The organism is Paenibacillus oryzisoli, assembly GCF_050467285.1.
GTDB classification, from domain to species: Bacteria; Bacillota; Bacilli; order Paenibacillales; family NBRC-103111; genus Paenibacillus_E; species Paenibacillus_E oryzisoli_A.
Map to the genome: position 1 here is coordinate 680632 of NZ_JBCMUN010000006.1, position 14608 is coordinate 695239.

General features: G+C 55.8%; 9 protein-coding genes. 7 read left to right on the forward strand and 2 right to left on the reverse strand.

The features are described from left to right. The first annotated feature begins 39 nt into the window (after positions 1-39). Positions 40-1182 (forward strand): zinc-dependent alcohol dehydrogenase, encoded by a 1143-nt coding sequence (locus tag ABE504_RS11785; RefSeq protein WP_430088349.1) that lies wholly within the window; start codon positions 40-42, stop codon positions 1180-1182. Here ABE504_RS11785 and ABE504_RS11790 read toward each other — a convergent pair. Further along, on the reverse strand, positions 1166-1978 hold the full coding sequence (locus ABE504_RS11790; RefSeq protein ID WP_430088351.1) for a DUF2935 domain-containing protein: 813 nt from the start codon (positions 1976-1978) through the stop codon (positions 1166-1168). The genes ABE504_RS11785 and ABE504_RS11790 overlap by 17 nt on opposite strands. A gap of 132 nt (positions 1979-2110) precedes the next feature. After that, positions 2111-4093 (reverse strand): beta-galactosidase, encoded by a 1983-nt coding sequence (locus ABE504_RS11795; protein WP_430088353.1) that lies wholly within the window; start codon positions 4091-4093, stop codon positions 2111-2113. A gap of 308 nt (positions 4094-4401) precedes the next feature. On the opposite strand from ABE504_RS11795, the gene ABE504_RS11800 reads away from it, so the two are divergent. The 6 genes from ABE504_RS11800 to ABE504_RS11825 all read left to right on the forward strand — a co-directional run bounded on the left by ABE504_RS11800 (position 4402) and on the right by ABE504_RS11825 (position 14439). Next, positions 4402-5373 carry an ABC transporter permease gene (locus ABE504_RS11800; RefSeq protein WP_430088355.1) on the forward strand — a complete coding sequence of 324 codons (972 nt, stop codon included), beginning with the start codon at positions 4402-4404 and terminating at the stop codon, positions 5371-5373. A 27-nt stretch (positions 5374-5400) separates the two neighbouring features. Then, positions 5401-6285, forward strand: a complete 885-nt coding sequence (locus tag ABE504_RS11805; protein WP_430088357.1) for a carbohydrate ABC transporter permease — start codon at positions 5401-5403, stop codon at positions 6283-6285. A gap of 46 nt (positions 6286-6331) precedes the next feature. Continuing rightward, on the forward strand, positions 6332-7915 hold the full coding sequence (locus ABE504_RS11810) for an extracellular solute-binding protein (protein ID WP_430088359.1): 1584 nt from the start codon (positions 6332-6334) through the stop codon (positions 7913-7915). A 202-nt stretch (positions 7916-8117) separates the two neighbouring features. Then, entirely contained in the window at positions 8118-10457 is a 2340-nt protein-coding gene (locus ABE504_RS11815; RefSeq protein WP_430088361.1) for a helix-turn-helix domain-containing protein, read from the forward strand. Between the two features lie 128 nt (positions 10458-10585). Next, entirely contained in the window at positions 10586-13180 is a 2595-nt protein-coding gene (locus ABE504_RS11820; RefSeq protein WP_430088363.1) for a hypothetical protein, read from the forward strand. Beyond that, on the forward strand, positions 13177-14439 hold the full coding sequence (locus ABE504_RS11825) for an FG-GAP-like repeat-containing protein (protein ID WP_430088365.1): 1263 nt from the start codon (positions 13177-13179) through the stop codon (positions 14437-14439). The genes ABE504_RS11820 and ABE504_RS11825 overlap by 4 nt, the downstream gene beginning before the upstream one ends. Positions 14440-14608 lie beyond the last annotated feature (169 nt).

Below are 14608 nucleotides of genomic sequence, written 5' to 3' on the forward strand. Positions count from 1 at the left end.
ACAAATTAGACATGCCAACCAGATAAGGGGTGTGATGATGTGAAAGCTGTGACTTACCAAGGCATTCGAAATGTAAAAGTCAAAGAGATGCCGGATGCGCAAATCGAGAAACCCGACGATATTGTCATCCGGGTCACGTCAACGACGATTTGCGGTTCCGATTTACACCTGTTTAATGGAGAAATTCCCAACACGCCGGACAATTTCATTATCGGCCATGAACCGATGGGCATTGTCGAGGAGGTTGGCAAAGAGGTAACCAAGGTGAAAAAAGGGGACCGTGTCATTGTCCCTTTCAATGTCGCCTGCGGTCAATGCTGGTACTGTACGCATCAATTAGAGAGCCAATGCGATAACTCCAACGATTTTTTGCATGGAGATACTGGGGGCTATTTCGGCTATTCGGAGACATTTGGAAGCTACGCCGGCGGGCAGGCCGAGCTGCTGCGCGTGCCTTATGGCAACTTTGTTCCTTTCAAGGTGCCGGAGGATGCGGAGATGGAGGATGAAAAGCTCCTGTTTCTATCCGACATTGTGCCGACGGCTTACTGGAGCGTGGATAATGCCGGGGTGAAAGCCGGAGATACCGTTATTATCCTCGGTTGCGGGCCGGTGGGTCTGCTTGCGCAGAAATTTGCTTGGCTGAAGGGGGCGGGGCGCGTCATCGCCATCGATCATATCGAGTACCGATTGGAGCATGCGAAGCGGACGAATAAGGTGGAGACGTTCAATTTTAAAAAGCAGGACGATCTCTTGGATCATCTTGCCGAACTGACCGGCGGCGGGGCGGATGTCGTGATTGACGCGGTGGGGCTGGATTCGGAGAAAACGCTGCTGGAGAAAGTAGAGACGATGCTCAAGCTGCAGGGCGGCGGCCTCGGGGCGTTCCGCATGGCGACGAAGCTCGTGCGTAAAGGCGGCACCATCCAAGTCACCGGGGTGTATGGCATGAATTATAACGCCTTCCCGTTTGGTGATTTGTTTGCACGGAATATTACCGTGAAGTTGGGCCAAGCGCCGGTCATCCACTACATGCCGGACTTGTACCGCCAAATCAAGGAAGGCGTTTTCGACCCGACGGACATTATTTCGCACCGTCTGGGCCTCGATGACGCGGAGCATGCGTATACTATTTTTCAAAAAAAGGAAGACGATGCGCTCAAAATTATTCTAAAGCCGTAGTGCTGCTGCTGCCGGTCAGGCTGGCTTCAAACATATCAATCAGGCACAGGAAGCGCTCCGCTTCCCGGAAAACATGGTCGGCGAGCAGCGGATGAATGATGCTTTTGATTCGGCAAGCTTCGATGAGGTCGCGGGCGGTCTTTTTAAAATCCCGCAGCGAAGCGACGGAAACCCGGTTCTGATCGAGAAATTGACCGAGCAGCGGATCGGTTTGGGATTGCGGGCGCATGCTGCTCAAATCGAGTGCTTGATAAAGCAGTTGATCAAAATCATGGCTGAAATTCCGCGCTTGCTCGACTAACTGCCGCTCGGAAGGATCAAGCAAATGGCCGATGAACTTGGCATGGTCCGCCATAATGCGCAGGAAAAACACGTTCTCATCGATGATCGCATCATGCAGCGGCTCCAGCTTCCCGGCATTCAATTCTTCCAGCCTGTTGCGGAAGTAGTTGGCCTCACGGCTCGTATGGTCGACGAGCAGCGGAAAATTGTTGGCGCCCGGCAGCTGGCACGAGACGATGAGTCCGAGCACCTTGCGTTTGAAAGCCCAAATGTGTACCGCCGCATGGTGGGCTTCGATGTTAAATCTGCGGATTGTTTCGGGATCTGTTGCCTGCGTGTAGGCGTGAGACCGCGCCTCGATCCCCTCGAAGATGTGGTAATACTGATTCGCCTCCTGAATGAGCTGGGTATCATCGCAGCGAAAGCCCAGCTTTAGAAAAAGGGAATGCTCTTTCATAATCCGCGACCAGAACCGCACCTCATCCAACGACCGCGCAACAAATTCATTTGCCAAGGCAGCCACACTCCTCACCCAGATGTCGTACGTAATCAGTATAATAAGTCGGACTCCGATATATGTTGGAAACCACGGCCACAGTGCAGAAAAAGTAAAAAAAGGATGTCCTTCACAGGACATCCTTTAACCTTATTCCGCAAATTGGACTACTTTGTATGCGTATCGTGCCACTTCCAGCACGCCTGCGGCTACCGCTTCGCCGGTCACCGCGTCGCGCCCGGCGCGCGGTAAGGTCACACGGCCGCCCGCGCCGTCCATGTTGACGACGACCCAGACGTCGCCGTCATCCCCCGCGCGCGGCGCGACGATTGTGCCCTTCGTGACGTCCGTGCGGACCGTCACGCCCGCCTCATCGGCATAATGCACGATGAGGCTGTGTAAAAGCTGCTCGCCCGTCGGCATACTGCCGAGCAGCACGATCTTGCCTTGACCGTGTGTCTTCTCGGTCAAGAATGCCATGCCCGGCGTCAGCCCGCCATCGACGGTGCCGACCGCCACAGCGCCGTCCTGCGGCGCGAAGACGGCACTCCATAGCGAGAGCGGCTCCGCTGCGCCGAAGGCGCGGCCAATCGAGCCCGTTCCGTCCATCGGGAACGTGTACACGGTCTCGGCGCCTGCCAGCTGCTCCAGGCGGCCGAGGGCCGCGTCCGTGTGCAGCGTATGTTCTTCCGTGCGGCCGCCGGACAGCGGGCCGACGACCCACACGCCGCCGCGTTCCACGAAGGCGATGGCCCGTTCCAGAAATTCCGCGGAAATGTGCGGAAGGAATGGGGTCAGCAGCAGCTTGTAGCCGTCAAGCGATGAGCCTTCTGGCAGCACATCGCGGTGCAAGCCGGTGTGTAGGATGCGCTCGTAGAAATTGGTCACGAGCGCGCGGTGATTGAGCTTCTGGTGCGGCTCCGTCTTGAGGAACGCTTTGGCGCGGTCCGAGTATGTCATCGCGACTTCCGCCTGACGCGGCCGCGTGGACAGCATGGCAGGCTCGATGGCCGCCCGGGCCTCCGCCACTTCCAGCACGTTCGCGAAGCCTACGGTCGGCTTGCCCCACGTAGAGAGCACGGAGCCGTGCGGCTGCTCGCAGCCAGCGCGCTGCTGGCGCCAAAGCCAGTAGCAGAACGCTTCTGCGCCAAGCGCGTAGGCGGCGACGGCTTCGGCGCGCAGATAGCCGTTCGGATGCGGCTTGGCATAGCTTTCCAGCGAAGCGGCATGGGAAGGGCTTGTCTCCATGATCCAAAAGTCGCGGCCCATCTTGAAATTACGCCACAGGTCGTTATTTAGCAGATAGTTCGGGTAGTTATCCCACGTCGCATACGTATCGAATGAGGCGAAGTCGAGATCGCGGAACAAGCGCTCGTTATCCACATGGAAAGCGACGGAGCTATTGTGGGTAATCGGCGCGTCGGAATATTTGCGAATAATCGCTGCCTGCTCGTCGCAGAACTCGGCGATTTTCTCGTACGAGAACAGCTGATACATCGTGCTGAGCGACGAATTATGCAGGAACGGCGCCGGATTCGGCTGCGGCACCTGGTCAAAGCTAAGGTAGCGCTCGCTCCAAATGTCCGCGCCCCACGCTTCATTGAGCTTGTCCACCGTGCTATAGCGCTGCTCCAGCCATTCATGCCACAGGGTGAGGCACGTCTGGCAGCGGCATTCGGCGACATGCGCCTTGAACTCGTTGTCGATCTGCCAGCCGATGACGCCGGCCAGAGGCCCGACCGCTTTGGCGATGGCTTCTGTGATGATCGCGGCTTTTTCGCGGAACACCGCATTGTTCGTGCAGGCGTGCTGCCTCGAACCGTGGCCCATCACTTGCAGTTCTTCGTTCACATACATCCGTTCCGGATGGCCGTGCGTGAACCAGATCGGCGGCGTTGGCGTCGGCGTGCACATGACGGTTTCGATGCCGTTGTCTGTCAGCTTTTGAATCGTGCGAACAAAAAAGTCCAAAGAGATGTCGCCTTCCGTCGGCTCCATCGTCGACCAGGCAAATTCACCAATCCGCACGACGTTAATGCCGGCTTGTTTCATTAATTCAATATCTTGCTCCTGCACAGCAGGCTCCCAAAGTTCAGGATACCAGGCCGCGCCATGGTAAAGCTTGTTTCCCATCGTAGTCACTCACTTTTCTTCAATTTATATAAGGATTGCCTGTATGGTTTCTACTATAGGAGTATTTACTCCCCGGGACAATAATACTTTTTTGCCGCGGAATGAAGGCGGTTTCAACTCTTTTAACCCATTTGCACTTTCTTGCAGCGCTTGTTCGATCCCGGTTTGGAAGGGTTTTCAAAAATGTCTGATAGGCGGCAAATCGCTGTCCGTGCATAATAAGGCCATACGGTTCTCGCAATCTTCTCGGTGCTGAAAACCCGACTTTTTGAACACGCATTTAATAGGAAAATATGGAGGTGACAAGCATGAAAGAAGCAGCGGCTTCTCGTAAAGGGGAATTCATTCAGACGTCACGGGCACAAGGCGCACGCAAATCCGCCATCTGGGGCAGGCTGAGAAAAGACAAATGGCTGTATGTACTTTTGACGCCGGGGCTCCTGTACTTCCTTATCTTTAAATATGTGCCCATGTGGGGAGTGCTGCTGGCTTTTAAGAATTATCAGCCCTTTCTCGGCTTTTGGAAAAGCGACTGGGTCGGCTTCGAGCACTTTCGTGTGTTTTTTGACAATCCCGAGTTTTTCATGCTGCTGCGCAATACGCTTTTGCTTTCGTTCTACAATCTGATTTTTTATTTCCCGGCGCCGATCATTCTCGCGCTGCTGCTCAATGAAATTCGGGTTAGCTTCTATAAAAGAACGATTCAAACGCTCATCTATGTGCCGCATTTTATCTCGCTTGTCATCGTGGCCAGCTTGACGTATGTCTTCCTGACGACCGAAGGCGGGCTGATCAACGAGATGCTGCAAAAGTACATCGGCCATAAAATCGATTTTCTGGCCAGTCCGAACTGGTTCCGTCCGATGATTATTCTGCAGACGATGTGGAAGGAGTGCGGCTTCGGCACGATCATCTTCCTGGCGGCGCTGGCTGGCGTCGACTCTCAGCAGTATGAGGCGGCCATTATGGATGGGGCGAATCGCTTCCGTCAGCTTTGGCACATTACACTGCCGTCGATTCGCAGCACGATCATTATTTTGCTTATTTTACGTATGGGCGACGTGCTAGATAACGGATTTGAGCAGATCTTCCTGATGCGCAATCCGCTGAACCGCGAGGTCGCTGAAGTTTTTGACACCTACGTCTATATGATGGGGATTACGCAAGGGGCGTTCAGCTACAGTACGGCGGTCGGGCTTTTCAAAGCCGTTGTCGGCGTCATTCTCGTGCTTGGTGCCAACTGGACGGCCAAACGCTTCGGACAATCGGGGATCTATTAATTTCAACTGGGAAAGGGGGCGGGGCACATGGGTAGGCACTATCGCACGATCCCGGGTACAATCTTTGATGTGTTGAACTATCTCATCCTGGGCATCATCGGCGTGGTGGCGGTTCTGCCGTTTATCTACGTGGTGGCGGGTTCTTTCGCCTCGGATGCGGAGCTGACGCAGCGGGCGGTGTTTCTAATCCCGAAGACGTTTACCTTGGCCGCGTATAAATTTATATTTTCGACGGATACGATTATCCATAGCATCGGCGTATCCTTGTACGTAATGATTGTCGGCACACTCGTCAACCTGTTCTTTACGGTTACGATGGCGTATGCGCTTTCCAAGCGTACGCTGATGGGGCGCAACACCGTGCTGAATCTGATTATTTTCTCCATGCTGTTCGGCGGCGGACTGATCCCGACCTATCTGGTCATTCGCTCGCTTCATATGTTGGACACGTACTGGGCGCTCATGATCCCAGGCGCAATCTCGGCTTTTAACTTGATCATTGTCAAAAACTTTTTCCAGGAGCTCCCACCGGAGCTGGAAGAAGCGGCCAAAATGGACGGCTGCACGGAGCTCGGTCTCCTGTGGCGCATCGTGCTTCCGCTGTCCATGCCGGTGCTGGCGACATTCACGTTATTTTACGCGGTCGGTCACTGGAACAACTTCTTCTCTGCACTGCTCTACATTAACGATCCGGCGAAATGGCCGCTGCAAGTGCTGCTCAGGCAGATCGTCCTGCTCTCGCAATCTGCGGCGGGCGATATCAATTCGATGGACCCGAACTTCGTGCAGCCGCCGGAGCAGTCGATTAAAATGGCCGTCATCGTGGTCGGCACCATTCCGATTTTGCTGGTATATCCGTTCCTGCAAAAGCATTTTGCCAAAGGGGTTTTGATCGGTTCCGTGAAAGGCTGACGGTTTCTGATATAGGGTATTCTATTTTATGGGGAGGCATGAACATATGAAAAAGAATTCGAAAAAATGGGTAGCCGCAGCAGCAGTCGGCACAGTTGTCCTTACAACCGTAACGGGGTGCGGCAGCGACAGCAAAGGATCTTCCGCTTCACCAAGCGCAGCGGCAACTGGCCAAGCGACATCGACAGCCGCAGCGCAGAACCTGGCACCGCTTGATCTCAGCATCATGCTGCCGATTTTCAAAACGAATTATCCGAAAGACGATGGCCCTGTGACCACCGAAATCGACAAAAAGACCAATACGAAAATTCATCTGGAATGGGTGCCGAACTCTTCCTATACCGATAAATTCAATATTACGCTGGCTTCCGGCAAGCTGCCGTCCATCATTTACGTCGGCGATGTGAAAAATCCGAGCTTCGTCAACGCCGCCAAATCCGGTGCGTTCTGGGAAGTAGGCCCGTACCTGAAGGATTTCCCGAATCTGAGCAAAGCGAACCCGGTCATCATGAACAACTCCTCGATCGACGGCAAAAACTATGGGGTATACCGCGGCCGTGCACTCGGCCGGAACGGCATCAACTACCGTAAAGACTGGCTGGACGCGGTCGGCATGCAGCCGCCGAAAACGATCGACGATTTCTACAACATGTTGAAAGCGTTTAAAGAGAAAGATCCGGACAAAAACGGCAAAGACGATACGTATGGTATGGTATTGGTCAAATGGACAGGACAATGGGCGAGCGGCTTCGACATTATGAAGCTATGGTTCGGCGCGCCGAACAAATGGGGCGTTGTTGACGGCAAGCTGGTACCGGAGCATCAAACAGCCGAGTACCTGGAAGCGCTCAAGTTTATGAAAAAGCTGTATGACGAGAAGCTGATCAACCAGGACTTCGCCGTATTTGATTCCGCGAAATGGAACGATCCGGTCGTCAACAACCAGGCTGGCGTCATCGTAGACGTTACGGACAACGCAGCCCGCTTGGATGACAAGATCCATGCTGCGCTCGCCAAAGACGGCAAAGATAATCCAAGCATACACTATGTGGATAACTTGATCGGCGTCACGGGCAAAAACGGCATGAAAGCACTGCCGACATCGGGCTTCGCAGGCATTCTGGCGATTTCCAAGTCCACTGTGAAAACCGAAGCTGAATTAAAACGCGTGCTTAAATTCCTCGATCAAATGAATGAACCGGACCTGACGACACTTGCCGGCTTCGGGATCGAAGGCAAGCACTACACGAAAGACGGCGACGCTGTTGTGCCAGTTAAGGATACAGCGCTGCTCGAGTCCGAAGTGGAAGGCCTGAACCAAATGCTGCCATACATTCCGGAAGATACTGGTCTTAAAGTGAAACAAACGCCATTGCGTCTGCAAACGACGAAAATCCAGAAGGAAGCGGAACAATATGTTGTGGCGAATCCGGCTGAGCCATTCATCTCCACCGTATATTCGCAAAAGGGTCAACAGCTTGACAACATCATCAACGATGCCCGCATCAAATTCATCGTCGGTCAAACCGATGAAGCCGGCCTGAAAGCTGCCTTCGACACATGGAAAAAATCCGGCGGCGACGACCTGGTGAAAGAAATGAATGACCTGTATGCAGCAGTGAAAAAGTAATCAACGTAGAGCCGCGCCCTGATCGCGGCTCTTTTCCACATCCGGCGCGGGAGAAAGTCGGAAAAGTAGCAGAAATGCTCGGTATATTCACTTCACGCCAGGGATGATCCGGTATACGCTCAAAGGTGAGGGCGTGTCTGAATGCACCAGACACGCCTTAGGGGCTACGCTTGTACAATATTTTCGAATGGTTGGTGAGCGCATGCTGAATGCAGTAAGACAAGGACTTGTCAAACGATTGGGCCGATTGGTCGGAGCGCAGGGCCGCTTTTATCGCAAAAGCTTAATCACGATTTTTATCGTTTCTGGGATTCCGGGGTTAATCATGGGCGCTACGGTGTATTGGATCGCCGGCGGACGCGTGGAAAGCGAGCTGCTGCAGCTGCATAATCGGCAAATCGAGCAGCGCTCCGAACAAGTCGACGATCAATTGGGCAATCTGGAGCTGCTGCTTTCACATTGGGCGTTTGACACCAAGTTTGATTACAGTTTGGGCAGTCTTGATTTTATTAGAAATTTTGAACGCACGCAGGATATTACACGCACCCTGATCGCCATGCAAGGCTCCAATGCGATGGTCAAGCGAGCAGAGCTGTATGTCGGCGGAACGCAGTCGGTGCTGTTCAATCCGGAATTCAACTCGATCGACACGAAGCTCGCGACAGCCCTGTACGAGCCGCTCATTCGGGATAAAAATACGACATACTGGACGCAATGGTCTTTCGACACCGCGCATCCGGAGAATAAGGAATTGGCGCTCGTTCACCACGTGCCTGGCGGCAGCTTGAAACCGTTCGGCGTGCTGGTGTTTCGCTTTGACAGCCAGAAGGTAGCCAGCTTGCTGAGTATGCTGACGCCTTACGATGAAGGGGAAACGTTCCTCATTCAAGGGAACGGCGAGCTGTTTGTCTCGTCCAGCGGCAGCGCGCTGAATTCGCCGTTTGTTCATGCGCTGCGGGAGAAGCTGGCTTCGCTGCATACGAAGAAAGGTTCATTTGTCATCGACTGGAAAAATGTGACGTACACGGTATCGTATGGCAGTTTGTCGCGGATTGCCGAAGATTGGACGTACGTATCGGCTTCCCCGATTTCGAATATTACGTCGCCGGTCGTCTTTATTTCGAAACTGATTATTACGATTTCCCTAATTATTCTGCTTATAGCCGCGGGGCTTGCTTGGCTGGCATCTCGGCGCATTTACTTGCCTGTGAAACGGCTTGTCACGCTGCTCGGAGGCCCTGCGGTGGTCAGCAGTCAAGGCGACGAGTTCTCCTTGATTGAAATGCAGTGGCGTCATTTGCATAACGAAAGCCTAGAACTCAATACGAAGCTGATCGAGCAGCTGCCGCATGTGAAGGAAAGCTTTCTGCACCAGTTGATGCTGGGCTACTTGAATTCCTACTCCGAAGAGGATCTGCACCGGCGCATGGAGCGGTTCAAATGGGAGGTCAAGGACAAGCAGTTCGTCGTCATTTATGTGCAGCTGATCGGGATTGCCAGCGAGGAAGTGAATTTCCGCAGCGGCGAGGAAGGGCTCGTCACGTTCGCGGCCGTGAATATGATCGGGGAGCTGGCCTCACAGTACTTCGAGCAGAGCGACATTTTGAACTTCCATGATTTGACCGCGGCTGTTTTGCTCGTATTGCCGGAGCAGCAATCGGTTCAGGAGGCTTGTCAGGCGTTTAGCGAAGAGGTGAAGCAGTCGATCAACTCGATTCTGAAGCTGCGGGTGACAATGGCGATTTCCCGGCCTGCGGCGCGCATCGGCGAGATTCCGCTCGCGTTTGAGCGGGCGAAGCAGGCGGTGTCCTACCGCAATTTTGAAAATAGCAATCAAATTATCGATCTGGAAACGGATCTTGCCGAAGGCGAAGACGCAGGCGAGTTTCAATATCCTTTTGCCATCGAAAGAGAATTGATTCAGGCTTTGCGAACGGGAAGGGAAAGCGAAGCAAGCGAGTCGCTGCTTGCCTTCCTAGATGCCTTATCGTGCCATGGCGCCAAAGAGATTGACGTGCAGCAAGGGATGCTGCAGCTGTTAGGCAACGTTCAGCAAGCGATTATGGTGTCGGGCATCAATCCGAGCCGCTTGTTTAAAGGAGCGAACCTGTACGAGCAGCTTTCCCAGATCAGAGAGGGGACGAGAATGGTGAGTTGGTTTCAGGAGAGGGTCGTGACGCCGTTTTTGACAGAGCTGTCCGGGCGCTCGGACGCGCATGTGAAACGCATTATCGAACAGACGATGATCTACTTGCAGCAAAATTACAGAAGCGATATATCGCTGGATAATTGCGCGGATCATACGGGCACGTCGCCGTTTTTCCTCAGCAAAGCGTTCAAGCAGGTGACGGGCAAAAACTTTATCGATTACTTGACGGAGCTGCGGATGGACAAAGCGAAGGAATTGCTGCGCGAATCCGAAATGAAAATTAACGATGTCGCGGATCATGTGGGCTATCAGCATACGTATTTTAATCGCATATTCAAAAAACTGGAGGGCATGACGCCGTCCCGCTATCGTGAGCTGAGCCGATCAAACTGATTTCGAAAAAGTATAAATGGGGCTAAAAAGTGCAAACGCCGCTATTGGCGTGCGCAAGAAAGTCCCCTTGCCGGTAAAGTGACGACTCCCTACAATGAGGCTAAACTTCATAGGGAGATGATGGCTGAATGTCGGGAACAGATGTGCAACTGCGTTGGTTGAATGAAAAGGCCGTGCGTCCCGTGGGTCTTACGTGGGGCGTGCCTTGGCGCGAAGGAGAAGTGAAGCGTGAGGAGACGTTTCATTTGGCGGGTGGTTCGGCTGTGGCGGAGGACATCCCGGTGCAAAGCTGGCCGACGGCCTATTGGCCGGACGGCAGTGTAAAATGGTCCGCACATGCGGCGGTCGTGCCGGAGGGGCTGGACGGCTTTACGCTTAGGGCGGGAAGCACGGCGGGCGGCACGGACGGTATTGTCGTGCAAGAATCCGAGGAAGCGATTACGCTCGATACCGGGGCCATTGCGCTCGTCGTTGGCAAGCGGGGCAAGCAAGTGATTCGCAGCGTGATGCGTGATGGCGCGGAAGTGTGCAGCGGCGGCGAGCTCGTCTGCCTGCAAGAGGAAGTCAGCGAGGCGTCCGGCGTCAGGACGGTGAAGGAAGCAGCTTATGAAAGCCGCATCATGCGAGCCGTCGTTGAACAGCGTGGACCGGTGCGCGGGGTGGTCAAAATCGACGGCCGGCTGCGGGCTGTGAGCGGCGCGCGGGAATGGCTTCCTTTTACGCTGCGGCTGTATGTGTATGCGGGTCTGGATACGATTCGGTTGGTGCACACGTTCTTCTACGACGGCAATCCGCATACGGATCTCATTCGCGGGCTGGGACTTCGTTTCTCAGTGCCGATGCGCGGAGCGCATTATAATCGCCACGTTCGCTTTGCCGGGGATGAAGGCACGTTCAGCGAATCGCCGAAGACGCTGCATACGCGTCGGACGAAAGGGAAGTACCGTGAGTTATATGAGCGTCAGACCTCAGGTGACTGTGTTGCGTTTGATCAGACTGAGGATGCATACTTCCTGTCTCTGCTGGACGATTCGGCTACGTGGGACAGCTTCAAGCTGGTGCAAGGCTCCTCCGAGCACTATCTGGTGCAAAAGCGGACCAAAGTCGGCTGCTCCTGGGTCAAAGCGGCGGAAGGCCGCCGTGCCGGAGGGCTCGGCTATGTCGGCGGCGAAGGCGGCGGATTGGCCGTTGGTCTGCGCAATTTCTGGCAGAAGCACCCCGCGGGCTTCGTGGTGCACGGCACGTCCTCGGCGGAAGCGGAGTTCACGGTGTGGCTGTGGTCACCCGACGGCGGGGGGATGGATCTGCGGCATTACGATACGGAGACGCACGTGGAGTCCTCCTATGAAGGCGCCGAGGAGCTGCGCGCGACACCTTACGGCATCGGCAATACCTCCGAGCTGATGCTGTGGGCGACGGATCGCACGCCGGACAGTGAGGCACTGCGGCATATGCGAGCAGAGACGGAGTCCCCGTCGCTGCTCGTGTGCGAGCCGTCATACTATCATGCTTCGGGCGCTTTCGGCATCTGGAGCTTGCCGGATCGCAGCACGCCGGCAAAGTCACTGCTCGAGGAGCGGCTCGACGGCATCATCGGTTTTTATTTGGCGGAGGTCGAGCAGCGGCGCTGGTACGGCTTCTGGGACTACGGCGATTTCATGCACAGCTACGATCCCGTACGGCACGTCTGGAATTACGATTTGGGTGGCTGTGCGTGGCAGAACACCGAGCTGGCACCGAATATGTGGCTGTGGGTGATGTTCCTGCGCTCGGGGCGCGGCGATATTTTCCGCTTGGCGGAGGCGATGACGCGCCATACGAGCGAAGTGGACGTGTACCATTTCGGAGAGTACGCAGGTCTGGGTTCACGCCACAACGTCATGCACTGGGGCTGCGGTTGCAAGGAAGCTCGCATTGGCATGGCAGGGCTTCATCGTTATTTTTACTATTTGACAGCGGATGAGCGAATCGGCGATATGATGGACGAAGTGAAGGATTCCGACTTTACGACGGTCAATCTTGATCCGATGCGCGCGTACTTTCCGAAGGACGAGCATCCGACGCATATTCGGGTTGGTCCGGACTGGGCGGCTTTCTCCTCCAACTGGATGACGCGCTGGGAACGGTACGAGGATACGCAGTATCGGGATAAAATCTTAACGGGCCTCGCCTGCATTAAGGCGGCGAACTTCCGCTTGATCTCCGGGCCAACGTATGGCTACGACCCGAAGACCGGCGTGCTGACGCCGATGGGCGACGATAACTGGGGCCGCCATCTGGCGATCTGCATGGGCGGACCGCAGGTATGGTTTGAGCTGGCGGGCATGCTGAAAGATCCGGAGTGGGAAGACATGCTGTCGGAATTCGGTGTGTACTACAACCAAACGCAGGAGAAGAAGGACGAGCTTACACGCGGTCTGGTGTCGACGAAGCGGTTCGAGCATCCCGTGCTGAGCGCGGCGATTACCGCGTATGGTGCTTATTATCGGAAGGATGCCGAGACGGCGCGGTTGTGTTGGGAGATTTTGCTGGGGAATCCGTTTGCGCAAGTCGATTTGATGACGGAGGCTGCGGACGTGATGTATGTCGAGCCTTTGCGCGAATTCGACTGGATGAATACGAACGAGGCTGCGCAGTGGTCGCTGAATACAGTGATTGCGCTGGAACTGATTGCAGACAGCCTGCCGAATAGGGCGGAACGCCAGGAGGAAATGGTGAAATGAGACAAGAACCGTATTGCTTGGGAGCTATCGATATCTCTGCCGCCGGGCCGCGCTGCAAAGTGCTGCTCGGCGACATCAATGGCGACGGCCGCATGGAGGTTGTGCTCGTGCAGCCGGATGACCGGCAGGATGTGCGGTACATTCCGCACTACGTCCAGTGCGTGACGGCGTACGATCTGGATGGGAAGCTGTTGTGGCAGACCGGCAAGCCAAGTCTTACTGCGGGGAGACCCGGCTCGGACTATCCGGCGCAAATCGCCGATATGGACGGCGATGGGCGGTTGGAGGTCGTCTGTGTGATGGACGGACGACTGGTGGTTTTGAATGGTGTGAACGGGGAAGTGAAGGCGTCGCATACGCTGCCGCATGAGCATGCTCACGACTGCATTATCTTGGCGAAGCTGACGGGGACGGATTATGCGGGCGATGTGATTTTGAAAGACCGCTATCACAAGCTTTGGGCATTCGACCGCAGCTTCAACCTGCTGTGGACGCATGAAGGCAACCCTGGGCATTACCCCTGGGTGTATGACTATGACGGCGACGGCTTTGACGAAGTGATGGCCGGCTACGACATGCTCGACCAGGACGGCACGCTGCTGTGGAGCTGCCGGGATCTCGACGATCACGCCGACTGCATCTGGGTCGGCGACGTGAATGGCGACGGCGAAGCCGAGCTCGTCATCGGCGGCAGCGTGACGGTGATGTACGACTGCCGTGGGCGCGAGCTATGGCGCTACGCCGGCTCGATCGAGTCCCAGCATATCGCGCTGGGGCGGTTCTTGCCGGGGCAGCCGGGCCTGCAAGTCGCCGGACTCGACCGACTCGTCCGCGAGGACGATGGCAAGGGACTCAAAGGCAAGGACGCGCTCTTCCTTCTCGATAGCGAGGGCCGCGAGCTGTGGAAAGAAGACCGTCAGACCGACGGCTGGCTGACGATTATTGAGCCGCTGCGCGGCTGGGCGGAAGGAGCGCCCGACCTGATCCTCGCCTATCGGCGCGGCGGCGGCGTGCTGCCGACGCTGTATGACGGCGAGGGGCAGCCGGTCGTGAGCTTCCCGCACGAGGGCTACGCCGTGCATGCCGACCTCGTTGGCAGCGGGCTCGAGCAGGTGCTCATCTATGACGATGAGACCCTGCGGATTTACGCCAGCGCGCCGCTCGATGTGCGCGTTGCGGCCGGCGCCGCGCCGCTCGCGCAGCCAAAGCGGCTGTCGCACGCGACGCTGTACCCCGGCGGCGAGGTGGCGCTGGGGTGAGCGGGGGCAGCCGCGTGTGGGGCGCGGCCCTCGTTGCGGCGCGTGCGGGCTTAGCGCGCGGAGGAGGCGCTGCTCGCGGCAGGGCGTCCGCGCAGCAAAGTGCGTAGAGCGTGGGGCGGCTCTACCCTGCGGCAGGCAATCCCCCTCAGCGCGCATAGGTGCAAAACCT

Bases quoted from the DNA above. Each gene is read 5' to 3' on its own strand.
- ABE504_RS11795 (WP_430088353.1), bottom strand. From the start codon at position 4,093: ATGGGAAACAAGCTTTACCATGGCGCGGCCTGGTATCCTGAACTTTGG.
- ABE504_RS11800 (WP_430088355.1), top strand. From the start codon at position 4,402: ATGAAAGAAGCAGCGGCTTCTCGTAAAGGGGAATTCATTCAGACGTCA.
- ABE504_RS11805 (WP_430088357.1), top strand. From the start codon at position 5,401: ATGGGTAGGCACTATCGCACGATCCCGGGTACAATCTTTGATGTGTTG.
- ABE504_RS11810 (WP_430088359.1), top strand. From the start codon at position 6,332: ATGAAAAAGAATTCGAAAAAATGGGTAGCCGCAGCAGCAGTCGGCACA.
- ABE504_RS11815 (WP_430088361.1), top strand. From the start codon at position 8,118: ATGCTGAATGCAGTAAGACAAGGACTTGTCAAACGATTGGGCCGATTG.
- ABE504_RS11820 (WP_430088363.1), top strand. From the start codon at position 10,586: ATGTCGGGAACAGATGTGCAACTGCGTTGGTTGAATGAAAAGGCCGTG.
- ABE504_RS11825 (WP_430088365.1), top strand. From the start codon at position 13,177: ATGAGACAAGAACCGTATTGCTTGGGAGCTATCGATATCTCTGCCGCC.